Below are 21659 nucleotides of genomic sequence, written 5' to 3' on the forward strand. Positions count from 1 at the left end.
ACTGCGTGCCCGATGTTTTAACCTTCGATCCGCGACAGATCGGCCACGCTGGAACAAACCTGCCTGATCTGACTGAGCAGGTTCAACCGGTTACGACGGATCACGTCATTGTCGGTGTTGACCTGTACGTCCTCAAAGAACGCATCCACCGGCCCGCGCAGCGCGGCCATGGCCGCCATTGCAGTTGGGAAGTCTTCGGATTTCAAGGCAACGTCAATCTGCGTCTGCGCCCCGTCCAAAGCCGCGAAAAGCGCCTTCTCGCTGTCGGTCTCAGCGAATTTCACATCCGCACCGTAAGAGTATTCCACGCCGTCCTTTTCCTCGGCCTGGGTCAGGATGTTGTTGGCCCGCTTGAACCCCTGCACGAGGTTCTCGCCATCTTCAGTCGCGATCACTGCATTCAGGGCGCGGGCGCGTTTGACCAGCAGGTTGAGGTCGTCATTCCCCTCCATCGCGATGCAGGCATCGATGATGTCGTGGCGGATGCCTTCGTCGCGGAGGAAGACCTTGAGACGGTCGTGGAAGAAGGAGAGGAGGTCATCGCGCATTGGTACGAACTCCCCGCGCCAATCGATTCCGCTTCTTTGATTGACCCAAACTCCCGCTATTTCGTTTATGGCTTCGAGAACAACAGATTCCCTGGCACTTGGGCCTGCTGCAATTGCAGCTTTCACTAATGCAACTTTGTCCTCGGCTGTTGCTCCGATGAACTCCCTTATTTCCTCGGAAACTTCTTGGCCACGTTCGAAGTCTTGCCACATCTCATTGGCAATGGCTTTTTTCAACTCTGCGTACCTGGGCTGTCGAACTTCTTCGAAACCATTTTCGATTTGATCTGTTAAAGAGAGGCTGAAACCATTCTCCAGCACCAACCGAATAACCCCCAATGCCGCACGACGCAGAGCAAACGGGTCTTTCGAGCCAGTCGGCTTCTCATTAATCGCCCAGAACCCGGTCAGCGTGTCCAGCTTGTCAGCCAGCGCCACGGCGACCGACAGAGGTGCCGCAGGCACATCATCCGACGGCCCCAGCGGCGAGTAATGTTCCTGCGCAACAGCAGCCACCGCGGAATCCTCGCCGGCGGCTTCGATGTAATACCGCCCCATGAGCCCCTGAAGTTCGGGAAATTCATAGACCATCTCTGAACTCAGATCGGCCTTGGCCAGGCGCGCGGCCTTCTCGGCCTGATCCGGGTCGGCGCCGGTTACGGGGGCCAGTTCGCGGGCCAGCGCGGCGATGCGCTCGATCCGCTGGGCCTGGGTGCCCAGCTTGTTGTGGAAGGTCACGTTCTCCAGCGCGCGGGTCCATTGGGTGATGTCCGCTTTGGCAATGCGCAGGTCGTTTTCCCAAAAAAATTTGGCATCGGCCAGACGCGCCGACAGCACCTTTTGGTTGCCGGCCAGAATGGTCGCGCCGTTGTCGGTGGTCTCGCGATTGGCGACGGTGATGAAACGCTCGATCCGACCGGTCTTGGGGTTCTTCACCGAAAAGAACTTCTGATGCTCTTTCATCGAGGTCTGCAACACCTCGGGCGGCAATTCGAGGAATTCCTCGTCGATTTTCCCCATCAACACCACAGGCCATTCCACCAGCCCGGCAACCTCGGCCAACAGCCCCTTGTCTTCGACGATTTCCAGACCGGCGGCAAAAGCCATGTTCTGCGCATCATTCCAGATGTGTTCGGCACGTTCATCCTGTGACAGCAAAACGAATGCGCGTTTCAGCTTGGCGGCATAGTCCTCGAAAGACGTAACCGGGAACCGGTTGGGGGCCATGAAACGATGACCGACCGTGGTGTCACCGGAGCGGATGCCATCGACCTGCATCGGAACAACCTGCGCCCCGGAGTCATCGGACAAGATGCACAGAATGGAATGCAACGGGCGCACCCACCGCAGACTGCCACTGCCCCAACGCATGGATTTGGGCCATGGGAAATTGCGAATGGTAGCTTCCAGCACTTCGGCAATGATCTCGGCGGCCGGGCGGCCCGGTTTCTCGATGGTGGCGAAATAGACAGCGCCCTTGGGTGTCTCACGCTCTTCCAGTTGGTCGCGGGTCAGGCCCGCGCCCCGCAGGAACCCTTCGATCGCCTTGTCCGGCGCGCCAACCTTGGGCCCTTTGCGCTCTTCCCGGATTGTCGGGCTTTGCGCCAGCAGACCTTCCACCGCCAGTGTCAGGCGGCGCGGTGTGGTCAGTGCGGCCGCGTTTGAATAGGTCAAACCGGCCTCGACCAGGCCATCGGTAATCCGCTTTTTCAGATCCTCACCGGCACGGGTTTGCATCCGCGCAGGAATTTCTTCGGAAAACAGTTCGATCAGCAGGTCGGGCATAGTCGGTCCTTAGAAGTTCACAATCGTCTGAATGACGATGGCATTGGCGATATCCACAAAGAAGGCGGATACAAGGGGCAGCACGATAAAGGCAATAGGCGACGGCCCATATCGCTTGGTTACTGCCGTCATATTTGCAATCGCCGTGGGTGTGGCGCCCAGGGCAAAGCCTCCGAAGCCCGCTGCCAGCACCGCTCCGCGATAATTCGAGCCCATCAGGGGAAACAGTACCCAAATCACGAAGACGACCGTAAACACCGTTTGCGCCGTCATGATCACGGCAATTGCCACACCCAGTTCCGCGATGGTCCACAACTGCAAGCTCATCAGTGACATTGCCAGAAAGGCACCAAGCGCAAATTCAGACAGCAATGCCAGCGACGGTGTCCGTGCAACCGGCGGCGCGGTCGGAGCGATGGCCGCTCGGACATTCGAAATCACGATGCCCATGATCAGACAGGGCACAAACAGCGGCAGTTTCAGCCCAGCGGCCGAAATCGCCTCGCCCAGCGCATAGCCCAGAATAATCGCAAGGTTCAGATGCAGCAGCACGCGCATGATTGTCACATGGTCAATTTCGGTGGCCGCGGTCGTTTCTTCCGGCAGTCCGACCGTATGTTCTTCGTCAGGTCGGTCCGGCGACAGGCCTCGTGTTTCCACCAGAAGACGGGCGATGGGGCCACCCACCAGCGCAGCAAGCACCAGTCCGAGCGTCGCCACGGCAACGCCAAGTTCGGTTGCACCGTCCAGACCCGTTGCGCTGGCAACTTCGGGTGCCCATGCGATTGCGGTTCCGTGTCCACCAATCAAAGCGGCCGAACCGAACAGAACGCCTGCTTGCGCCGGATAGCCAAACAAGGAAGCCCCTGCCGCGCCGATAACGTTCTGCGCAACAATCGTGACAAGCGTCAAAATCAGGAGGATCAACAAAGGCTTACCACCGGCAATCAAGTCAGAAAGCCGCGCGTTCAGTCCGATCCCGGCAAAGAACAGAACCAGCAGAGCGTCCCGGGTCTGCAACTCGAATGACAGCTCAACATTGGCAAAGAGATACAGAAGCAAAACCACGAGCGAAGCCAAAAGGCCGCCCGTGACCGGTTCAGGAATATTGAACTGCCTCAGAACTGCGACTTTGCCGTTGATCCGGGCACCCAACAAATACACCGCAAACCCCAGAGTTGCAGTAATGAAGTCCGGGATCAAAACGGCGTCAGCCATGGTTTTCCTCAGTTTTCAGGGCGTTTCGGGCACTCCTCACCCACCACCGTACCGTCATAGGCTTTTTCACCGCAGTTGTTCAACGCGTGCCAGACATATCCCTTGCCATCCCTGGTAATCGCCACGATCCGGTCGACGCCGAAATGGATGTTCTTCTCACTCAAAAACGCCTGCGCCTGCCCCGATTTCAGTGCATCGCCCAGCGAAACGGCGTCGTAACAGTCAAACCAACCCGGCGCGGTCAAGGGTTCTGGGTTTTCAACAGCAATAAATCCGGCCATCTGATCCGGCTTCAGATCCGTTTCAAAACAGCCTCGGTAGCGGATCGGAGAACTGTCTGCATCGATCGCCTGAAAGTCCGAATAGGTGATTGGGACAGGCGCATCGCTTTGGTCCGTCATCAGGACCACGTCCTGGCCGGGCTGCGGTTCGACCTCATAGTAGAAACCGTAAATCTGCAAATAATACATTCCGGCCCCGGCCACCAAGGCCGACAACAACAGAACAATTGCCAGCAGTTTTCCCGTCATGTTTCAGGCTGCCTCTTTCAAGTTCTTGTAAAATAGGACAGGTTTCGTCCGGGTACAGGCATCAATGAGGTCAACACCATGGAATCCACGCTTGCTGTCGGTTTTTTCGGCGCATTGTTTGCCATCATGAACCCGGTTTCCAACCTGCCGGTGTTTCTGAGCGTCACTCAGGATCTGCCTGCCGCCGACCAGCGCAAGATTGCGGTGAAGACGGTGATCTATTGCCTGATCCTTGGCGGTGCCTTTGCGCTGGTCGGAAGTCAGGCGCTTGGCCTTTTTGGCATCAGCGTCAATCACTTGCGCGTCGCCGGCGGCCTGGTCGTCATGATGATCGGCCTCAACATGCTGAACGGAAACGAAAGCACCTCTCATCATGGAACAAAAGGAGAGAAGGAAGCTTACCCCGAAACCGATACGGTGGCCTTTTACCCGCTGGCCTTTCCCATTCTTGTGGGCCCCGGCACGATAACCACCCTGATCCTGTACGCACATCAGGTTAAAACTGCGGTTGAGACCTTTGTTTTTACAGGAGTATTTCTCGTCGTGCTCGGCCTGCTTCTGATCACGTTCTGGAACGCCGCCTGGCTGGCTGAACGCCTGTCCAGCAACGCGCGCGTGATCATGAGCCGCTTCATGGGTATGATCCTTGCCGCCATTGCCGTCAGCATGATCGCAGACGGGCTCAAGGCGCTTTTGCCCGGGCTGGCCTGATTGCCTCATCAGGCCTGAAACCCGGCGGCCTCGGTGTGTACGAACGCATCCGCACATTGTTTGGCCAACGCCCGGACGCGCCCGATATAGGCCTGCCGTTCGGTCACCGAGATCACGCCGCGCGCGTCCAGCAGGTTGAAGATGTGACTGGCCTTGATGCATTGATCATAGGCCGGGTGCGCCATGATGATGCGTTTGCCCGTCTTCGGGTCCACATGCTCTTGGCTCAGAATGGCGGCGCACTCGGCCTCGGCCTCTTCGAAGTGGCGCAGAAGAACCTCGGTGTTTGCCACGTCAAAGTTCCAGCGGGCGTACTCCTCTTCGGTCTGCTTGAAGATATCGCCATAAGTCAAAGGACTGGGCGACTGGGGGTCATTGAACGGCATGTCCATCACGTGATCGATGCCCAGCACATACATGGCCAGACGCTCAAGCCCATAGGTCAGTTCACCTGATACCGGCGCGCAGTCATGGCCGCCAACCTGTTGGAAATAGGTGAACTGGCTGACTTCCATTCCGTCACACCAGACTTCCCAACCCAGACCCCAAGCGCCGAGCGTCGGGCTTTCCCAGTCATCTTCGACAAAACGGATGTCGTGCAGATCCATGTCGATGCCGATCGCCTCGAGGCTTCCCAGATACAGCTCCTGCAAATCCGGTGGGCTGGGTTTGATCAGCACCTGGTACTGATAATAGTGCTGCAACCTGTTCGGGTTTTCACCGTAACGCCCATCCGTCGGGCGGCGTGACGGCTGAACGTAAGCCGCAGCCCAGGCTTTCGAGCCAAGCGCGCGCAGGGTGGTCGCGGGATGGAACGTTCCGGCCCCGACTTCCATGTCATAGGGCTGTAGAATGGCACAGCCTTTAGACGCCCAATAGGTCTGAAGCCGCAGGATGATCTCCTGAAATGAACGCGGTGCGCTGGTCGGTTCGGTCATGGCATTCCCTTTAGGCGCCTTTGCGCCCGGTTCCGGTCGGTTTTGCCCTTCCTATGCAAGGGGCAAAGGGGCGTCAACGGGGCTTGGCGCCAAGCCTGTATCTGCGGTGCCACACTGGAAATTCCCCGCATTCGCGGCATGGCGTTTCGCAAATGAATTCGCGTATTCTGCGCCAAAGCACGAACACTGCATAAAACGGGCAGACTATGACACGCGTATTTTCAGCAATCCTATTGTTTCTTCTGGTCGGCCTGCGCGCCGCAACCGCACAACAAGATCCCGGCGTTTGGGTCCAGGTCGAGGCCCAGCCATCACTGCGCGAAGCGCAGGAACGGGCACAGGCCTATGCCAGTGCTTTGCCGGACGTGAACGGGTTTCGCCTGAACAGCGGCTGGTACGCGATCGTGATCGGCCCCTATGCGCGGACCGACGCCGAACAGGTGCTGCGCGTCTATCGGGCCGAAGGCCAGATCCCGCGCGACAGCTACATCGCGTTTTCCAGCGCGATGGGGCAACAGTTCTGGCCCATCGGGGCAAACGTTCTGAACCGTGGCACCGTCGCGGCACCAATTGAACAAGCGGCACAACCGGAAGAGGCTCCGGCAGTCGCCACACCACAGGATTCGGATGAAACCCGTGCGCAGGCGCTTCAGTCCGAACGTCTATTGACCGCGCAGGAACGCAAGGATCTGCAAACGGCTCTGCGCGCGGCGGGGTTTTACAACTCGACCATTGATGGTGCGTTCGGGCAAGGCACCCGCCGTTCGATGAGCGATTGGCAGCGCTATAACGGGTTTGACGCCACGGGTGTTCTGACGACGTTGCAGCGCAAGGCCCTGATGGATGACTACAACGCGCCGCTGATCTCTGTCGGAATGGAGCGGTATTCCGACGACAAGGCCGGGATCGTGCTCGACATGCCTCTGGGCGCTGTCAGCCTTGATCGCTATGAGGCCCCCTTCGCACATTTCAAAAGCACCTCTGACCTGAACGCCAAGGCGCTGCTGATCAGCCAGGAGGGGGACAAGAACACGCTCCGCGCGCTTTACGAGGTGATGCAATCGCTTGAGATCGTTCCGCTGAATGGCCCTCGTGAATTGGGCCGTGACCGGTTTACCCTTGAAGGACGCGGCAACGGCAAAGTGTCCGTTACGCAAGCGCAATTGGCCGATGGAAAAATCAAGGGCTTCACCCTTGTCTGGCCCGAAGGAGACGAGGCACGTCGCCTGCGAGTTCTGTCAGCGATGACATCCAGCTTCAGCACGACGGATGCGGTTCTGGATGCTGCCGCCGGTGCATCCGCAGAACAGCGCATCGATCTGGTGTCGGGCCTTCAGGTCCGCAAACCCCGGCTGACGCGCTCTGGCTTTTTCGCGGATGAGAACGGGACAGTACTGACGGTTTCCGAGGCCGCGGACAGCTGCACGCGGATCACGCTGGATGGTGATCAAGAGGTTCAACTGGCCCTGACGGACCCTGAACTCGGCGTGGCAGTCCTGCGCCCTGCAAAGACACTCGCCCCCATGAGCGTCGCTGCGTTCAGTGCCGCCAAGCCGCGCATCAAGTCAGAGGTGGCCGTGTCCGGCTTTTCCTATCAGGGCGCGTTGGGTGGCCCCACCCTGACCTACGGGCAGGTCGCGGACGTTCGAGGACTGAACGGTGAGACCGGCGTCAAGCGTCTGGCGCTGAACGCTCAACCCGGCGATGCGGGTGGCCCCGTCTTCAATGACAGCGGCAACGTCGTCGGAATGTTGTTGCCCACACCGTCCAAAGGGCGCACCCTGCCCGCTTCGGTCAGCCTTGCGGCCACCGTTGATCGGTTGACCGAAATTCTTGCAGAGGCCGGAGTGTCCGGTCAATCGAGCGAAGAAACCATACAGATATCACCCAATGAGTTGAACCGGCGCGCAACCGGCATGACGGTTCTGGTTCACTGCTGGGATTGATCCGACAGCACCTCAACAAAAAAGCGCCGCATGAAAGTGCGGCGCTTTTTCGTTACAGAATATCAGGTGTCACGTGGATCAAGGTCGGCACAGGCGCATCGAATGCGGCCCTTACTGCACTTTGCATCTCTGCCACATTCGAAGGCGCCGAGGAGCGCGCACCAAAGGCTTCGGCAAGTTTGCAGAAATCGGGATTATGCGCCATGACCGCGTTGGGCGCGATCTGGCTGCGCACCATACTGTCCTCGATTTCCTTCAGTTTGCCATTGTCCCATAGAATGATCGGAAGCGACAATCCCAACTCAACCGCCACGCCCAGTTCCTGCATCGTGTAATGGAACCCGTAATCCCCGGCGATTACCGCCGTGGGTTTGCCGCGCCGGGCAACCGCCCCGCCAATACTGGCGGGCAACCCATAGCCAAGAGTGCCAAACCCCGTCGGATGATGCCAGTGATGAGGATAGGCCATGTCCCATACCTCTTTGGCGACATAGGCAAACTGCGTCATGTCCGAATAGATCATGGTGTCGGCCGGCATGGCAGCGCGCAAAGCATCCGCGATCGGCACGATTCCGGGCCGCTCTGCATCCACCTCGGCACGCCAGCGGACGCGCATCTCGGCGACTTCCTCGGGTGACCAGCCTGTTGCTGGTTTCATGTCCTGGGTTGCGTGCCACAAGGCGCGGGCAAAGCTCTGGCTGTCGACTTGCAGCTTGATGGCGGCGCGATGGCGATCGGAATGAACTTCGGGGTCGAGGTCGACGCGTATCAAGGTCGCCTTGTGCCCCAAATCCTGCCGCCACAAATCGACCTCGCCCAGCTCGGCCCCCACCGCAACGACCAGATCCGCCGACGCGATTACCTCGGCGCTGCCGGGACGTGGCAACATGGACCCGAAGTCCAGCGGATAATTTGCGCCCGGCAGCCCGCGCCCGGCATAAGTGGTAAAACAGGCCGCCCCCAGCTGTGTCAAAATCTGACGCCAATCATTCGACCTGCATCCGCCACCTAGGATGAACAGCGGCCTGCGGGCAAGGTTCAACATGGACACGACCGATGACACGTCAGGCGGCAAGGCTTTGGTGCGCAGCGCAGGCTGGTTGGGGAACGGCGCGGAGTCGGCCTCGGCCTGCAACTGCGCGATGGGCACCTGAATGTGCTTGGGGCGCGGGCGAGAAAGCTCGAATTCTTCAAACGCCCGTTCTATCAGCCCATAGGCAGCTTCGGCGGAGTTGGCCTGTACGGACCAATCCGCAACCGTACCGGCGGCAGCACGTTGATCTTTCATCTGGTGCAACTGACCCCGGACAGCCTGCGTTTCATCCAGACAAGAGGACAGAATCAGCATCGGAACCGAGTCGCTGTAGGCCTGTCCGATCGGGGTCATGATGTTGCACAAACCGGGGCCGGTGATCACATAGGCGACGCCGGGGCGACCGGTTGCGCGCGCGTAACCATCAGCCATGAATCCGGCCCCCTGCTCGTGCCGGGCCAGAACATGCGTGATGCCGGCCTCTTCGATACCACGATACATGTCCTGGTTGTGGACGCCCGGTATACCGAAAATCACATCCACGCCACGATCCTTGAGCATATGCGAGATTTGCGCGCCAAGGGGTCTTTTCATCAGCCTCTCCAGAATTGAACGGTGAAGATTGCGTATACCGCTAAAAGCTCGAGCCGCCCGACCAGCATTCCAGTTGTAAGCAGCCATTTGGCCGTATCGTTGAGACCAGCAAAATTACCCGCCGGTCCGATCTGATCGCCGAGACCCGGTCCAACGTTCGCCAGCGCTGTCGCGGCCCCGGAAACGGATGTAATGAAATCCAGACCTGTCAGTGCCAACGCCCAAGACAACACCCCCATCGACAAAACGAAAAACATGAAAAAGCTCATCACCGATGTCAGAACGTCCCGTCCGACCGGCCTTCCATCATAGAGCGGCATGAACACGCCATGCGGGGACCGGATCCGTTTGATCTGGCTTTTGATTGAGGCGAACAGCAACTGATAGCGAAAAACCTTGATCGAGCACGCAGTCGACCCCGCGCATCCACCGATCAATCCGATCAGGAAAAACAGCATGATCGGAAAGCTGCCCCAACCCATGTAATCGACACTGGCATATCCTGTCCCCGAGATGATCGAGGTGATGTTGAACAGTGACTCGCGGAACGCCTGTTCCCAATGATGCGGAAAGACCGAGGTCAGAAAGACTGACATGATGACAACCAGAACCAGAATGGTCGCCAGAAATGCCCGGATTTGACTGTCTTTCCATAACGACGCCGTATGACCATTGGCCAACTGGACATAGCGCACAAAGGGAAGAGCAGCCAGTATCATGAAGACGGATGCAGCATATTCGGCCGGGCCTGAAAATGTTCCAAACGAGGCATCATAGTTCGAAAAACCGCCCGTGGACACCGTCGTGAAAGCATGCACTAACGCGTCGAAAAAGCTCATCCCAAACGCGGCATAGACCAGCACGCACACAAGAGTCAGGAAGACGTAGATCAGGGAAATCTGCCCCGCAATCTCCTGCGCGCGAGGCAGAATTTTTCCCATGGTCTCAAACCCTTCCGAGCGGAAGATTTGCATGCCACCAACCCGCAATTCGGGCAGGAATACCATCGCGACGACGATGATACCGATGCCTCCCAGCCATTGCAGGATACCGCGCCACAACAAAAGGCCCTTTGGCAGCGTGTCCAACCCTGATATCACGGTCGAACCGGTCGTCGTAAGGCCTGACATCGCCTCAAAATAGGCATCGACAAAACGCAGCTCGGTTTCACCGAACAGAAACGGGATTGCACCAAACACCGGCAGCGCGACCCACACGCCGGTTGTCAGCAAAAAGGTCTGCCGGATGGTCAGCCCCTCGCCCACACCGTTCGAGCAACTCATCGCCAGGACGGATCCGGTCAGCATTGTGATTATCGCGCTTTCCAGGAACACATTCCATTCGCCGCGACCTTCGATAATGTCCGCGAGCATAGGAAACAGCATGGTCGCCCCAAGAATGGCGACCAGCAAGCCAATCACATATCCGACCGGGCGAAGATCCATCATAACGCGCAGCGTTGGCGCGCCAGCCCGACCGTGTCAAGCAGATGATCCCGGTTTACGTGTCTGTTTTGGTATCTGCCCCCGGCATTGCGGGCGGTTTTGACGGCGGTCGCGTTTTGCGCGCCTGCGGTTTTGATTGTTCTGCCGATGCCGCAGGTTTTGACTGCGCGGCAGCGGGCGCCGGCTTCTGACGTTCTGCTTTGGGCGCAAGGGGCGCGGTTTTTGCTCGGGTCAAAACGGTTTGTTCAATAGGCTTTGCGGCTTTGGCACGCGCAGCAGGTGCCTTGGTCGCAGAAGCCGCCGGTCTGGTACGAGGTTTTTTTGCCGGGGCCGACTCGCCAGAGGAAGGCGTGGTTGCAGTCGCGTTCCGCGCAGCCGGTTTGGCGTTTTTTGCAACAGCTGCGGCCGGTTTCGGTTCTGTTTTTGGCTGCGGCGCCGATTTGGGTGCTGGTCTTGGTGCGGGCTTTGCTATCGCCGCAGGTTCAGCCTTTGGCGTGACGGCGGCGCGCGGCTTCGCGGAAAACTCCGCAGGTTTGAGCTCAGGTTTGCCGGCGGTGACCTTCGTTACGGTTTTTTTCACTGCTGCAGTCTTTTTGACGGCAGGTTTTGGCACACGCGGCGCAGTGGCTTTTGCCTTGATTGTCGTCTTTTCCACCGGCTTTTCCGGGGACGCCGCAGCCACGTGCAACGCTTGCACAGGAGCCATCGGCAATTCGAACGCTGAACGGGCCACGATCTGCATGATCTTCATCTGGTTGACCATTGCGTAACCAGCCATGCGAATTGCCGCAGCTTGAAACTCCAGCGGTTGGGTAATCGGATTCATTACATGCTTCTCCTGTAATAACGATGCAGCCCAAATGTGATGGATAAAACGCCTTGCCCTCTTCGATTTCTCGAACGGTGGTCGCGGTCTTGCAGTCCAAGGCGTCTCACGTCTCGGCATCCTTTTCGGGGCGGCCAGCCAAACAAATGGCAAGCATCCAGCTGCTGCATTCACGATAGATATATAACAAACGACTGCGCAAATGCAGCATTTTTGCTGCATTGCGGCAAAAGAGCGCCTACCGCCGCAATCTCTGATTAAATCCTAATCGCTTACACGGCGGTGTTCACCCAACGTGAAACAAAGTGTTGAACAGTCTTGGATCCAAGCTGGATGCCGCAAAGGTTGGGCCTTCGGTCAGAATCGACACAGCGTCGTGGCTATGCAGGCTTTCCTGATGGCTGGCTATTATCCGGAAATCACCAACATGATGATCTGCCAGCAATTCGGCGCAGAACAAGCGCGCCGCATCTTCGACAAAAATCGGATTGGCTGCGTTCAACTCGGCAAAAGCCTGTTCGTCTTCACGTTTGACCATGACCTGAGTTTCGGTCGGCACCGCGCGTCGGCACAACTCGATCAGGTCTTCGAACCAAAGACAATCGGCATCGCAATCCACGACCACGGAAATTCGCGCGACAGATCGTTGCGAATGCGGTGTTGCCAATTGTCTCCGCATGACACGGGCATGTTCGCTCAACTCCAGAGAGCACGGGCAGGTCGAGGAATAGACATAGTCCAGGTGCATGATCTTCTGGCGCACACCGCCCGACTCCACCAGTTCCAGAGCGATGTCGTAATATTGATATCCTTCCAGACCTGATCTCAGGCTCTTGACCTTGTCGGGGTAAGAAAACCGCATTTGGATACGAGCGTCGAAGCTGTCCAGGTCGTTCATGTAGTCGTCAAGCGCCGCCTGCATCACTTCGAAGCTGAATGTACGCTCGGCATGTTTGTAAAAAGACCGCATGATCCGGGACATATTGATGCCCTTTTTCTCGGCCTCAAGGCTGACGGTGCCCGTAACAGACGTCTCAAGCGTCAGGTCTTCCCCATCTTTCCGATGGAAACGGATCGGCAGGCGAAAGTTCGAGATGCCAACATGCTGAATCTGTTGTTTGGCACCGCGTATCAAGCTGGACGGGCCGTTTTGCAAGTCGGGCAAAGACGCGCGGTAATTCGCGTCAACCGAGAAACCCTCCGGGTACTCGCGCGAAAGCGAAGGATAGTTCACCTGCGTCAGGCCGGGCACCAGCCGCGCAATAGCCGGATCCAGCTGGGTGATCTCGGATGCCGTCGCAGATTCCGCCCATTGCCGCAGAACTTTCAGGGCCTCGGCGGCTTTTTCCTGATCCGGAGTCTCATCAATGTCGCGCGGGTGGATGTTCATCGGCTGCGGTTCCTCGATTGGTCGTAGAAATATATACGACTGCAGGTGATTTACCAGTTTAACCCAATACGCAGGCAATAGCAGTCCGGATTGAAAAAACCGGCGCAAAACCGTCATTCTGCAACGAAATACGCCTTTCGCAGACACAAAGGCCAGGCTTCAACCGCGAACACCACCCGGAAAGACGCCGCGTTCACAGATAACGCGACGACCCCTAGTGGTAAGAGGCTTGTCACTGTGCTGCTGTTTGCTTCTGCGAAGCCTCCAATGCCTGCTGGATGTCTGCCAGCAGGTCTCCGGCGTCTTCCAGGCCAACGGAAAAACGGATCAGGCCCGGCGTAATGCCCAACTCGTCCTTCTGCGCATCGCTCAGACGCTGGTGCGTTGTGGTCGCCGGGTGCGTTGCGATCGACTTGGCATCGCCCAGATTGTTCGAGATCACAGGAATGGTCAGCGCATTGAGGAAAGCAAAAGCCGCGTCCTTGCCGCCCTTGACATCCAAGGACAATACAGTCCCGCCGTTTCCACCAAGTTGCGATTGAACCAGAGCATTTTGCGCGTGGGTCTTCAAGCCGGGGTAAAGGGTGCGCGCCAACGCGTGATGCCCTTCCAGCGCCTCTGCGATCCGTTGTGCACTGTCGGCCTGCGCATTGACGCGCAGCGCCATGGTTTCCAGACCTTTGAGCATGACCCAGGCATTGAACGGGCTGAGCGCGCCGCCGGTATGCTTCAGATACGGCTCGACGGTTCCGCGGATGAAATCCCTGGTGCCGATGATGACGCCGCCCAGCGCACGGCCCTGTCCGTCAATATGCTTGGTCGCCGAATAAACGACCACATCCGCGCCCTGTTCTATCGCGCGCGAAAAGACGGGCGTCGAAAACACGTTGTCCACCACCACAATCGCCCCAACGGCGTGGGCCAACTTGGACACGGATGCGATGTCGATCACTTCAAGAGTCGGGTTCGACATCGACTCGAAGAAGACCGCCTTGGTGTCCGGGCGGATCGCTGCCTGCCATTGCTCCAGATCGGTACCGTCCACAAAAGTCACCTCGACGCCAAAACGGGTCAGGATGTTTTCCAGAATGTACAGGCAGGACCCGAACAGTGCCTTTGCTGAAACAACATGGTCCCCTGCCCTCAGCATCGAGGTCAGCGCACCGTTCACCGCCGCCATGCCCGAAGCCGTCGCAAACGCATCCTCGCCACCTTCAAGGGCCGCGATGCGCTGTTCGAACATCGAGACCGTCGGGTTGCCATAGCGGGCATAGATGAACTCATCAGGGCCGCATTCCAGAAACCGGGCTTCTGCCTGTTCGGCAGTTTCGTACACAAAGCCCTGTGTCAGGAATATCGCCTCGCTCACCTCGTTGTACTGACTGCGGCGGACACCGCCATGGACGGCTTGGGTGCGTTTGTTCCAGTTCTCGCTCATCTCATTCCCTTTCAGCCTCCGGCGGAGGCAAACAAAAAACCCCAGACGCGGCCAAGCGAAAGGGGTCTTTCATCCTGACCTTTTAGCGGTGTTGTTTAGCGTGGCCCGCAATCCGGTAACAAATCGCCACGAAGCTTCAGGATCGCAATACGCCTCGGGCGGTTTGCGGTCAAGCCCGGCCTGCATTTTGGTCACGCTTTCGTAAGCGGCCCTTGCCGAACCGGCAGAAACCCGCATGATCCCTTCAACATCAGGAGAACACATGGCCGACCCGATTGATCTGTACTTCTGGCCCACACCGAACGGCTGGAAAGTGTCCATCGCCCTGGAAGAGATGGAGCTGCCCTACACCACGCATCTGGTCAATATCGGAAAGGGCGATCAGTTCGACCCGCAGTTCCTGAAGATCGCCCCGAACAACCGGATGCCCGCAATCGTGGACCCTGACGGGCCGGATGGTGCACCGATCTCGGTTTTTGAAAGCGGGGCAATTCTGATGTATCTGGCCCGCAAGACCGGGCGGTTCTATGGCAAGACCGAGCGTGATCGGATCGCCGTCGAAGAATGGCTGATGTGGCAGATGGGCGGCCTTGGGCCGATGGCCGGTCAGGCGCATCACTTCCTGAAATACGCCCCGCAACTGAACCCGCCACAGGACCTGCCCTATGCCAAAGATCGTTACCGGGCCGAGGTCGGTCGTCTGTACGGGGTGCTCGACAGACGGCTGGCCGAGAACGAATACGTTGCCGGAAATTTCTATTCGATTGCAGACATGTCGATCTGGGGCTGGGCCAGCCTGTGGGAAGGGCAGCAGCAAGTGCTGGAGGACAAACCCCACTTTGCGCGCTGGCTGAAGACCGTCGGCGCCCGCCCCGGTGTTCAGGCCGGGCGCGCTCTGCACGCAGAGCTACGAGGAGACAATCGTGACAAACAGGCGCAGGAGGTCTTGTTCAAACGATGACTGCGTTGAAAACCCGTTTGGATTGATGCGGATCATCAGCCCTGTCCGCCCTGGCCACGGCTGGTTCGGCTAGCGAAACTTGAATTCGGGTTCCGCCGGGAAAGGCATCGGGGTGTTCCTCCAAGCACCACTGCGCAGCGCGGCAGGATTTCTGTGGTCAACGCGCATCCGGGGCGTCAGGACAAAAGCCGCTTGCTTCTTCCCATCCGTTTCCCGCACCAAGCGTGTCATCTCTTTGCGCTTTAGACGCTGCAATTCCGAGAGGTATTTTTGGGTGTTCCCAAGGTGTCTGCGCTCGAAAGAGTGGGCACTCAATGCTTCCTCGATCATTCTGGCGGTATGCACGTATCCTTTTGAACGCGTATGCTCCAACAGCTCGCCAAGGCGACCGGCAATCTGGCTCTCATCCAGCTGGACGGTTTTTTCGAACGATCCATTTCGTGTTACTTCGGGCATCTGAACTGACTCTGAGAAGATGTTGAGTAGCGTGCCGTCGCGCCTGCGTTCAGACACAGGCCGACGCATAGAGATGCCCGCAGTACTAACACGGCATCAAAGAGTCGACCGGCCAATGCCGAATTGGCGGAAAAGCGCCTTTGACCCAGCGTGATATGCGGAAACTTACCGACATTCATCAGCGCACAGGTCTTGCTGTGCGCAAGGCGGCAAGGCAGCCGCTCGCTATTGTCCGTCACGGCAGGCCGCCCCTGCGCCCTGCACCAGCATATCCAGCATCCCCGAAATATCCTCGATTTCTTCCGCAATCACATGGGTCACTGAATGCGCCCGCTGCATCCGGCCCGTCACCTTCAGCAAACGCCCCGAAATCACCGCACGGCGGAACCGTTCGTAGATTTTGCGCCAGACCACCACATTCACGATCCCGGTCTCATCTTCAAGCGTCAGAAAGATCACGCCCTTGGCCGTCCCCGGCCTCTGCCGCAGGATCACAAGCCCGGCCACAGCCACGCGCGCGCCCTCGGGCGGGGAATCCAGTTGGCTGGAAGGTAGGCAGGACGGCGGGCGCGGCCAATCCCGGTTTGAAACCACAGGGCGAATGGGTGTAACAAGCATAAGAACAAAAATAGAACAAAACACAAGAAAGTCCAGACACGGCGCGCTGAGTCGCAAATGAGGCTGGAAAGACCTAAATGCCTTCACTAAGGAAGAAATCGAACATCGCAAAAGGAAGACGCACGCAATGGCAAAGATCACCTATGTCGAGCACGGCGGTACCGAACACACAGTCGAGGTCGCCAACGGACTGACCGTCATGGAAGGGGCCCGTGACAACAACATTCCCGGCATCGAGGCCGATTGCGGCGGCGCCTGCGCCTGCTCGACCTGCCATGTCTACGTCCACCCCGACTGGGTCGAGAAAATCCCGGCCAAGGATGACATGGAAGAAGACATGCTGGACTTTGCCTATGAGCCCGACCCGGCCCGCTCGCGCCTGACCTGCCAGATCAAGGTCACCGACGCGCTGGACGGTCTGGTCGTTCAGATGCCCGAAAAGCAGATCTGATGCACAACGATGCGCCGCGCCTGCCCCGCCGCTTTTGGCAATCTCGGGCACGCGGCGCTTTGCTATCTTTCGGACTTTGGCTCACGCTGCAACCGGCTGACGCGGCGGAAACCATCAACGACGCCCGCTTCACAGAACCAACCACCCGCTACGCCCATGGCGTCCTGGGTGACACGATCGAATATGGCGCGGTGGAACTCACGACCGAAACTACGGTCGTAATTGTTCGACTGCCGCAGGATCGCGTGTTCGAAGACCTCGCTCCGCGTTTGGCAGACGTCAACCTGGACGGCGCGCGCGAAGCAATTGTCGTTGAATCCCGCGACAAATCAGGGGCTCAACTTGCGATCTACGACGCCGCCGGAGACAAGATCGCGGCCACGCCTCATATTGGCACCCGATTTCGCTGGCTCGCCCCGATCGGGGCAGCCGACCTGGACGGCGACGGACATGTCGAGATCGCCTATATCGATCGTCCGCACCTTGCCAAAACCCTGCGCATCTGGCGCTACAAAGACAACGCCCTGAGCGAAATCGCGGCTCTGCCCGGATTGACCAACCACAGGATCGGTGAAGATTTCATTTCCGGTGGCCTGCGCATCTGCGGCGACCGCCCGGAATTGATCGTGGCCAGCGCCGACTGGACGCGGATCGTCAGCGTCTTCTACGACAACGGCTGGATCATATCCGACCGGGGCCCGTTCAACGGCCGCAAAAGCCTTGCCCAAGCCCTGAACTGCTGATCCGCCTCTTCATCTGGCCAAAAATATCCCGGGGCGTGAGCGGTTGAAAGGAATTCGTCCAGTGGACGATTTCGACCGCGAACACGCGCAGCGCCGGGAAGCCGCAAGGCCGAGGGGGCACCCCCCTGCCCCGTCAACCTTCCAAAGCACGCCATCCGATATCGCGCCGGTAAAACCCGTCAGGCCAATCCACAGCTTCAACCATTTCATAGGCCCGGTCGCGCGCCTCTTGCAGCGTGTTCCCACGGGCGGTCACGTTCAGCACGCGCCCGCCCGATGCAACCACCTGTCCATCGACACTCTTTGTACCAGCGTGGAACACCATGTTCCGGCTGTCTTCGGGCAGGCCTTCGAGCCCTTTGATCGCAGTGCCTTTCTTGTAAGCACCCGGATAGCCATTGGCCGCCATTACCACCGTGATGGCATGGTCATCCGCCCAATTCACCCGCATCTCACCCAACCTGCCTTCGGCGGCGGCGTGCATCAGGTCCATCGCCTGCGCGCCCAACCTCATCATCAACACCTGACATTCCGGATCACCGAAGCGGACGTTGTATTCAACCAGCCTTGGCTGCCCGTCCTTGATCATCAAACCTGCATAAAGAACGCCCTGAAACGGCGTTCCCCGGCGCTTCATCTCGGCGATGGTAGGGCGCACGATCTCTTCCATCGCGCGCGCTTCCACCTCTTCGCTCAACACCGGCGCCGGAGAATACGCGCCCATCCCGCCCGTGTTCAGCCCGGTATCGCCCTCGCCAACCCGTTTGTGATCCTGGGCCGTCCCGACAGAAAGAATGTCCTCACCATCACACAGAACGAACAGCGAGGCTTCTTCGCCATCCATGAATTCTTCAATGACGACTTCCGCACCAGCACCACCAAACGCACCGCCAAACATGTCGTCAATGGCGTCCAGTGCGGTCTTTTCGTCCATCGCAACGATAACGCCCTTGCCCGCGGCCAGACCATCGGCCTTGACCACAATCGGTGCGCCCTGTTCGCGGATATAGGCTTTGGCAGGCTCAGCCTCGGTAAACCGGGCATAAGCTGCGGTGGGGGCGTTGGCCGCGTCGCAGATTTCCTTGGTAAAGCTTTTCGACGCTTCCAGCTTCGCCGCCTCGGCTGAGGGCCCAAAAACCAACACTCCGGCTTCGCGCAACCGATCAGCCACCCCGGCCGCCAAAGGCGCCTCGGGCCCGACGATCACGAAATCAATTGCATTTTCTTCGGCAAAGCCGACAACAGCCCCGCCGTTTTCAATATCCAGAGCGGCACAATCCGCGATCTGCGCGATCCCCGCATTCCCCGGAGCAACGATCAGGCGATCACATTTGGGGTTTTGCAGCACTGCCCATGCCAGGCTGTGTTCGCGCCCTCCGCTGCCGAGAATGAGGATATTCATGAAAGCTCTCCGATCTGCTTGGCCTTGCCTGCGCGGCGTTCTAAGCTGGGCGCGCATTTGAAACAAGGCGCTGAAATGTCCGACCTGCTTGATGACCCGATTCCCGGCCAAAACACCCCTGAATACACAGTGTCCGAAATTTCGGGTGAGGTGAAACGGACGCTCGAAGGCTCATTCGGCCGAATCCGCGTGCGCGGTGAGGTTGGGCGCGTGTTCAAAGCCCGATCCGGGCATCTGTATTACGACATCAAGGATGACCGGAACGTTTTGGCCTGCACCACGTGGAAAGGTCAGATTTCCGGCCTGTCCGTTGTGCCCGAAGAAGGGTTGGAGGTCGTCGTCACCGGCCGCCTTACCGCTTTCGGGGCGCAATCCAAATACAACCTGAACGTTGATGAGGTTTCCGTCGCGGGTCAGGGCGCGCTCATGGCGCTGCTGGAGAAGCGCAAGAAACAACTGGAATCCGAAGGTCTGTTCGCACCTGAACGCAAGAAACCCCTGCCGTACCTGCCGCAGATCATTGGCGTTGTGACATCCCCTTCCGGTGCAGTGATCCGCGACATTCTGCATCGGCTCAGGGACAGGTTTCCGCGCAAGGTGCTGATCTGGCCTGTGGCGGTTCAAGGGGCCAACTGCGCCCCCGAGGTCGCCCGCGCCATCGAAGGCTTCAACCAACTTACACCCGGCGGCGCGTTGCCGCGGCCCGACCTGATCATCGTCGCCCGTGGCGGCGGATCGATCGAAGACCTCTGGGGCTTCAATGAAGAGATCGTCGCCCGCGCCGCAGCCGCGTCGGACATACCGTTGATCTCGGCCGTTGGGCATGAAACCGACACCACCCTGATTGATTTCGTGTCGGACCAGCGCGCGCCGACGCCCACCGCGGCCGCCGAACTGGCCGTTCCGGTGCGCATGGAACTGCTTGCCTGGACCGAAGAGCAAGCTGCGCGCCTATCCCGCGCGGCAACGGATGCCGTCCAACGCCGAACGCAAAGGCTGCGCGATCTGTCCCGCGCCCTGCCGCGCCCGGACAGCCTGTTGAACACACCAAGGCAACGCCTTGATTTGATTGCAGATCGCCTCACACCCGCCTTGATCCGCGGGGTTCAGAACCGTCGCCTGCAAGTGGTGGAATTGTCTGCTCATCTGCGCCCCTCGACCCTGCGAAGCTTGATATCGACGCGACAGGAATCGCTGCGCAACCTGTCATCGCGCCTGTCCTTGCGACCGATCCAAAGGGAAATCGATCAACAGCGCCAAAACCTCGATCGTTTGCGCGATCGAATGCACACGGCCCAAACCACGCGACTGGACCGCCTCAAACAGCAACTCGAAGCGACGGACCGCCTGCGCGAGACGCTGAGCTACAAAGCCACTTTGGACCGCGGATACGCAGTCGTCCGGGCCGAAGGGAATGTGATCACCACCAAGACTCAGGCCGCCAAACAAACGGCGCTCGAGATCGAATTCGCCGATGGTGTTCTCAGCACCGGCCCGGGCGCGAAATCACCCTCGAAGAAACCCAGGCCGGACACCCCGGATCAGGGATCACTGTTCTAAGCCATGTTGACCATCTGGGGCTGAAGGACATCATCCAATGTACAGGCCCTGATGTGGTGCGTCGGTGAGCTGGCGCTGGAGTTTCAGCGCCACGATGCCGGGCACAGGTTCGGCCTGCTGGACACCGATGAGTTTCGCAAGCTGAACCCGAACGGCACCATCCCCGTGATACAGGACGGCCCAAATCCCCCGCTGTGGGAGACGGGGCCGATCCTGCGCTACCTTGCCTCCATGTACGGAGCGGATGATTTCTGGCCACGCGATCCGACCCGGCAAGCCGAAGTGGACAAATGGGCGGAATGGGCCAAGATCAATATCGCGATGGCCTTCACGGTACCTGTGTTCTGGCGGGTCGTGCGAACCCCGCAGGCAGAGCGCGATCACCAAGCGATCGAAACGGCCGTCACAGCGCTAGAGAACACGCTGACAATCGCCGATGCGCAACTTTCCGAAAACACTTTCCTGTGCGGTTCCTGCCTGACTTTGGCCGATATCCAGTTGGGACACATACTCTATCGCTACTATGACATCGATGTTTCGCGCGCATCACTGCCCAGCTTGCGCCGCTATTATGAAGGGTTGACGGACAGAACAGCTTACCAAACCCATGTCATGATCAATTATGATGAGCTGCGCGCCAACTGATCAAACGCCAACGTCCGGCCCGTAACAAACCATTTCTTCCCCAAGATCCTCTGCCTCATACAGCTCGGTCGCTTGCGGATTGCCTTCGAACTGCGCAATCAAACCGCCACCGGATTGAGTGAAAACCCAGCATTGCGGATCCAACCTGTCTTCGTAGACAAAGCAGATCTGCTCACCCTGCTGATACCAGATACCTTCCTTGCAATTCCCGTCGAGAAAAGACCAGATCACACGACGGTTCGGAAGATACCGCTCCACCCCGTAAATCTGACCTTCGAACCCGTAAAACAGAGTTTTGCCCTGCGTATACTTGTCGAACTCCGAGCCAGACAGGGGCGTTTGTGCCGCCACGGAATGTGCGGCAAAAGTCACGAGAATCATCAGGAACCTGAACATGTTTCCATTTTGTCAGAAGCGCTTC

The 21659-nt window shown here is 58.6% G+C and carries 20 protein-coding genes, 1 pseudogene and 1 riboswitch; of the genes and pseudogenes, 8 read left to right on the plus strand and 13 right to left on the minus strand.

What is annotated here, in order from left to right:
- Nucleotides 1-17: 17 nt before the first annotated feature.
- The 3 genes from glyS to ACR0C6_RS06675 are packed head-to-tail and all read right to left on the minus strand — an operon-like array spanning nucleotide 18 to nucleotide 4081.
- The gene (gene glyS, locus ACR0C6_RS06665) at nucleotides 18-2333 is read right to left on the minus strand and encodes a glycine--tRNA ligase subunit beta (protein WP_480618701.1); all 2316 of its coding nucleotides are present in this window, start codon (nucleotides 2331-2333) and stop codon (nucleotides 18-20) included.
- Between the two features lie 9 nt (nucleotides 2334-2342).
- Nucleotides 2343-3551 (minus strand): sodium/glutamate symporter, encoded by a 1209-nt coding sequence (gene gltS / locus ACR0C6_RS06670; protein ID WP_171639697.1) that lies wholly within the window; start codon nucleotides 3549-3551, stop codon nucleotides 2343-2345.
- Nucleotides 3552-3559: 8 nt separating this feature from the next.
- A complete protein-coding gene (locus ACR0C6_RS06675) occupies nucleotides 3560-4081 on the minus strand; it encodes a DUF6446 family protein (protein WP_171170622.1) in 522 nt (173 codons plus the stop codon).
- Between the two features lie 78 nt (nucleotides 4082-4159).
- On the opposite strand from ACR0C6_RS06675, the gene ACR0C6_RS06680 reads away from it, so the two are divergent.
- Nucleotides 4160-4792 carry a MarC family protein gene (locus ACR0C6_RS06680; RefSeq protein ID WP_480444794.1) on the plus strand — a complete coding sequence of 211 codons (633 nt, stop codon included), beginning with the start codon at nucleotides 4160-4162 and terminating at the stop codon, nucleotides 4790-4792.
- Nucleotides 4793-4800: 8 nt separating this feature from the next.
- Here ACR0C6_RS06680 and ACR0C6_RS06685 read toward each other — a convergent pair whose 3' ends face one another.
- Nucleotides 4801-5730, minus strand: coding sequence for a glycine--tRNA ligase subunit alpha (locus tag ACR0C6_RS06685; RefSeq protein WP_480444793.1), 930 nt, complete (start codon nucleotides 5728-5730; stop codon nucleotides 4801-4803).
- A 206-nt stretch (nucleotides 5731-5936) separates the two neighbouring features.
- On the opposite strand from ACR0C6_RS06685, the gene ACR0C6_RS06690 reads away from it, so the two are divergent.
- Entirely contained in the window at nucleotides 5937-7676 is a 1740-nt protein-coding gene (locus ACR0C6_RS06690; RefSeq protein ID WP_480444791.1) for a serine protease, read from the plus strand.
- Nucleotides 7677-7728: 52 nt separating this feature from the next.
- Here the strand turns inward: ACR0C6_RS06690 and ACR0C6_RS06695 are convergent, their stop codons facing one another.
- The 5 genes from ACR0C6_RS06695 to metZ form a co-directional block, all read right to left on the minus strand.
- Complete coding sequence (locus tag ACR0C6_RS06695; RefSeq protein ID WP_480618702.1) at nucleotides 7729-9303, minus strand: thiamine pyrophosphate-binding protein; 1575 nt, start codon at nucleotides 9301-9303, stop codon at nucleotides 7729-7731.
- Nucleotides 9303-10751, minus strand: a complete 1449-nt coding sequence (locus ACR0C6_RS06700) for a TrkH family potassium uptake protein (protein WP_152457609.1) — start codon at nucleotides 10749-10751, stop codon at nucleotides 9303-9305. The genes ACR0C6_RS06695 and ACR0C6_RS06700 overlap by 1 nt, the downstream gene beginning before the upstream one ends.
- A 52-nt stretch (nucleotides 10752-10803) precedes the next feature.
- Nucleotides 10804-11748: a hypothetical protein gene (locus tag ACR0C6_RS06705; RefSeq protein WP_480618703.1), complete on the minus strand. Its 945-nt coding sequence runs from the start codon at nucleotides 11746-11748 to the stop codon at nucleotides 10804-10806.
- 112 nt (nucleotides 11749-11860) lie between these two features.
- Nucleotides 11861-12964 (minus strand): GTP cyclohydrolase FolE2, encoded by a 1104-nt coding sequence (gene folE2, locus ACR0C6_RS06710; protein WP_480618704.1) that lies wholly within the window; start codon nucleotides 12962-12964, stop codon nucleotides 11861-11863.
- A 232-nt stretch (nucleotides 12965-13196) separates the two neighbouring features.
- Complete coding sequence (metZ, locus tag ACR0C6_RS06715; RefSeq protein WP_480618705.1) at nucleotides 13197-14402, minus strand: O-succinylhomoserine sulfhydrylase; 1206 nt, start codon at nucleotides 14400-14402, stop codon at nucleotides 13197-13199.
- 62 nt (nucleotides 14403-14464) lie between these two features.
- Nucleotides 14465-14542, minus strand: a riboswitch (SAM riboswitch).
- Between the two features lie 122 nt (nucleotides 14543-14664).
- Here metZ and ACR0C6_RS06720 point away from each other — a divergent pair.
- The gene (locus ACR0C6_RS06720) at nucleotides 14665-15363 is read left to right on the plus strand and encodes a glutathione S-transferase N-terminal domain-containing protein (protein WP_480444784.1); all 699 of its coding nucleotides are present in this window, start codon (nucleotides 14665-14667) and stop codon (nucleotides 15361-15363) included.
- A gap of 69 nt (nucleotides 15364-15432) precedes the next feature.
- Here the strand turns inward: ACR0C6_RS06720 and ACR0C6_RS06725 are convergent, their stop codons facing one another.
- Both ACR0C6_RS06725 and ACR0C6_RS06730 read right to left on the minus strand, forming a co-directional pair.
- Nucleotides 15433-15819, minus strand: a complete 387-nt coding sequence (locus ACR0C6_RS06725) for a hypothetical protein (RefSeq protein WP_171119571.1) — start codon at nucleotides 15817-15819, stop codon at nucleotides 15433-15435.
- A gap of 225 nt (nucleotides 15820-16044) precedes the next feature.
- Nucleotides 16045-16437 carry an OB-fold nucleic acid binding domain-containing protein gene (locus tag ACR0C6_RS06730; protein WP_152459842.1) on the minus strand — a complete coding sequence of 131 codons (393 nt, stop codon included), beginning with the start codon at nucleotides 16435-16437 and terminating at the stop codon, nucleotides 16045-16047.
- Between the two features lie 127 nt (nucleotides 16438-16564).
- Here ACR0C6_RS06730 and ACR0C6_RS06735 point away from each other — a divergent pair, with 127 nt between their 5' ends.
- On the plus strand, nucleotides 16565-16888 hold the full coding sequence (locus tag ACR0C6_RS06735) for a 2Fe-2S iron-sulfur cluster-binding protein (RefSeq protein ID WP_152457603.1): 324 nt from the start codon (nucleotides 16565-16567) through the stop codon (nucleotides 16886-16888).
- Nucleotides 16888-17631, plus strand: a complete 744-nt coding sequence (locus ACR0C6_RS06740) for an FG-GAP repeat domain-containing protein (RefSeq protein ID WP_480618706.1) — start codon at nucleotides 16888-16890, stop codon at nucleotides 17629-17631. Before ACR0C6_RS06735 ends, ACR0C6_RS06740 begins: the two co-directional genes overlap by 1 nt.
- Before the next feature lie 133 nt (nucleotides 17632-17764).
- Here the strand turns inward: ACR0C6_RS06740 and purD are convergent, their stop codons facing one another.
- Nucleotides 17765-19033 carry a phosphoribosylamine--glycine ligase gene (gene purD, locus ACR0C6_RS06745; RefSeq protein WP_480618707.1) on the minus strand — a complete coding sequence of 423 codons (1269 nt, stop codon included), beginning with the start codon at nucleotides 19031-19033 and terminating at the stop codon, nucleotides 17765-17767.
- 75 nt (nucleotides 19034-19108) lie between these two features.
- On the opposite strand from purD, the gene xseA reads away from it, so the two are divergent.
- The 3 genes and pseudogenes from xseA (at nucleotide 19109) to ACR0C6_RS06760 (ending at nucleotide 21238) form a co-directional block, all read left to right on the plus strand.
- Nucleotides 19109-20593 carry an exodeoxyribonuclease VII large subunit gene (gene xseA / locus ACR0C6_RS06750; protein WP_480618708.1) on the plus strand — a complete coding sequence of 495 codons (1485 nt, stop codon included), beginning with the start codon at nucleotides 19109-19111 and terminating at the stop codon, nucleotides 20591-20593.
- A gap of 39 nt (nucleotides 20594-20632) precedes the next feature.
- Nucleotides 20633-20821, plus strand: a pseudogene (locus ACR0C6_RS06755) (glutathione S-transferase N-terminal domain-containing protein); the annotation flags it as partial.
- A complete protein-coding gene (locus ACR0C6_RS06760; RefSeq protein WP_480618821.1) occupies nucleotides 20807-21238 on the plus strand; it encodes a glutathione binding-like protein in 432 nt (143 codons plus the stop codon). The pseudogene ACR0C6_RS06755 and the gene ACR0C6_RS06760, both read left to right, overlap by 15 nt.
- Here ACR0C6_RS06760 and ACR0C6_RS06765 read toward each other — a convergent pair whose 3' ends face one another.
- Nucleotides 21239-21634 carry a hypothetical protein gene (locus ACR0C6_RS06765; RefSeq protein WP_253283775.1) on the minus strand — a complete coding sequence of 132 codons (396 nt, stop codon included), beginning with the start codon at nucleotides 21632-21634 and terminating at the stop codon, nucleotides 21239-21241.
- Nucleotides 21635-21659 lie beyond the last annotated feature (25 nt).

Source organism: Ruegeria sp. AL12, assembly GCF_056540885.1.

Excerpts from the sequence above, each read along its gene's own strand:
- glyS (WP_480618701.1), bottom strand. The coding sequence starts at position 2,333 with ATGCCCGACCTGCTGATCGAACTGTTTTCCGAAGAAATTCCTGCGCGG.
- gltS (WP_171639697.1), bottom strand. The coding sequence starts at position 3,551 with ATGGCTGACGCCGTTTTGATCCCGGACTTCATTACTGCAACTCTGGGG.
- ACR0C6_RS06675 (WP_171170622.1), bottom strand. The coding sequence starts at position 4,081 with ATGACGGGAAAACTGCTGGCAATTGTTCTGTTGTTGTCGGCCTTGGTG.
- ACR0C6_RS06680 (WP_480444794.1), top strand. The coding sequence starts at position 4,160 with ATGGAATCCACGCTTGCTGTCGGTTTTTTCGGCGCATTGTTTGCCATC.
- ACR0C6_RS06685 (WP_480444793.1), bottom strand. The coding sequence starts at position 5,730 with ATGACCGAACCGACCAGCGCACCGCGTTCATTTCAGGAGATCATCCTG.
- ACR0C6_RS06690 (WP_480444791.1), top strand. The coding sequence starts at position 5,937 with ATGACACGCGTATTTTCAGCAATCCTATTGTTTCTTCTGGTCGGCCTG.
- ACR0C6_RS06695 (WP_480618702.1), bottom strand. The coding sequence starts at position 9,303 with ATGAAAAGACCCCTTGGCGCGCAAATCTCGCATATGCTCAAGGATCGT.
- ACR0C6_RS06700 (WP_152457609.1), bottom strand. The coding sequence starts at position 10,751 with ATGATGGATCTTCGCCCGGTCGGATATGTGATTGGCTTGCTGGTCGCC.
- folE2 (WP_480618704.1), bottom strand. The coding sequence starts at position 12,964 with ATGAACATCCACCCGCGCGACATTGATGAGACTCCGGATCAGGAAAAA.
- metZ (WP_480618705.1), bottom strand. The coding sequence starts at position 14,402 with ATGAGCGAGAACTGGAACAAACGCACCCAAGCCGTCCATGGCGGTGTC.
- ACR0C6_RS06720 (WP_480444784.1), top strand. The coding sequence starts at position 14,665 with ATGGCCGACCCGATTGATCTGTACTTCTGGCCCACACCGAACGGCTGG.
- ACR0C6_RS06725 (WP_171119571.1), bottom strand. The coding sequence starts at position 15,819 with ATGCCCGAAGTAACACGAAATGGATCGTTCGAAAAAACCGTCCAGCTG.
- ACR0C6_RS06730 (WP_152459842.1), bottom strand. The coding sequence starts at position 16,437 with ATGCTTGTTACACCCATTCGCCCTGTGGTTTCAAACCGGGATTGGCCG.
- ACR0C6_RS06735 (WP_152457603.1), top strand. The coding sequence starts at position 16,565 with ATGGCAAAGATCACCTATGTCGAGCACGGCGGTACCGAACACACAGTC.
- ACR0C6_RS06740 (WP_480618706.1), top strand. The coding sequence starts at position 16,888 with ATGCACAACGATGCGCCGCGCCTGCCCCGCCGCTTTTGGCAATCTCGG.
- purD (WP_480618707.1), bottom strand. The coding sequence starts at position 19,033 with ATGAATATCCTCATTCTCGGCAGCGGAGGGCGCGAACACAGCCTGGCA.
- xseA (WP_480618708.1), top strand. The coding sequence starts at position 19,109 with ATGTCCGACCTGCTTGATGACCCGATTCCCGGCCAAAACACCCCTGAA.
- ACR0C6_RS06765 (WP_253283775.1), bottom strand. The coding sequence starts at position 21,634 with ATGTTCAGGTTCCTGATGATTCTCGTGACTTTTGCCGCACATTCCGTG.